Genomic DNA, 946 nt, shown 5'->3' on the forward strand with positions numbered 1-946 from the left:
GGTCGGTCGACAGACCCGAGGCCAGGTTGGCGGTGGTCATCGAGGCCACTTGCGCGGTGCTCAGCGCAACGATCTGGTCGGTGGTCAGCGCGGCGGTCTGCGCGGTGCTCATCGCGGCGACGGCGGCCGTTTTCAGTGCGCCAACGTCGGCCGTTTCAATCGCGGCGATGGCGGCGGTGCTCAGGCCGGCGACTTGGGCGCTGCTCAAGGCGCCGATCTGGGCACTGCTCAGCGCCACCACCTGGTCGGTAGTCAGGGCATTGGTCTGGCTGGTGGTCAGGCCGGCGATGACCGCCGATTTCAGCGCGCCGATGTCGGCCGTTTCAATCGCGGCGATATCGTTGGTGCTGAAGGCGCTCAGCTGCGCCGAGCTCAGGGCGCCGAACTGGTTGGACGTCAGCGCGACAACCTGGTCGGTGCTCAGCGCCGCGATGTTGGCGGTGGTGATGGCGGCGATCTGGCTGGTGGTCAGGTTCGACAGCTGGTCGGTGGTCAGCGAGGCCAGCTGCGCGGTTTTCAGCGAGGCGATGATCGCGGTTTTCAGGCCGACGATGTTGGCGGTCGAGATGGCGGCCACGTCGCCGGTCGACAGCGCGTTGAATTGCGCGGTGCTCAGCGCGCCCAGCTGGTTCGAGCTCAGCGCCACCATCTGGTCGGTGGTCAGGCCGGCAGCCAGATCAGCGGTGGTGAAGGCCGAGACCTGCGCGGTGCTCAGCGCAACGATCTGGTCGGTGGTTAGCGCGGCGGTCTGCGCGGTGCTCAGCGCGGCGATGGCCGAGGTTTTCAGCGCGCCGACGTCGGCCGTTTCAATCGCGGCGATGGCGGCGGTGCTCAGGCCGGCAACTTGCGAGCTCGACAGCGCGCTGATCTGGCTGCTGCTCAGGGCGACGATCTGGTCGGTGGTCAGGGCCTTGGTCTGGTTGCTGGTCAGGCCGGCGATGACGGC

Annotated in this window: 1 pseudogene; it reads right to left on the reverse strand. The window is 68.0% G+C overall.

What is annotated here, in order from left to right:
- Positions 1-946: pseudogene (locus tag ABWW33_RS32975) on the reverse strand (heme utilization protein); the annotation flags it as partial.

The sequence above is a fragment of the Duganella hordei genome (assembly GCF_040369125.1).
GTDB lineage: Bacteria > Pseudomonadota > Gammaproteobacteria > Burkholderiales > Burkholderiaceae_D > Rugamonas > Rugamonas hordei.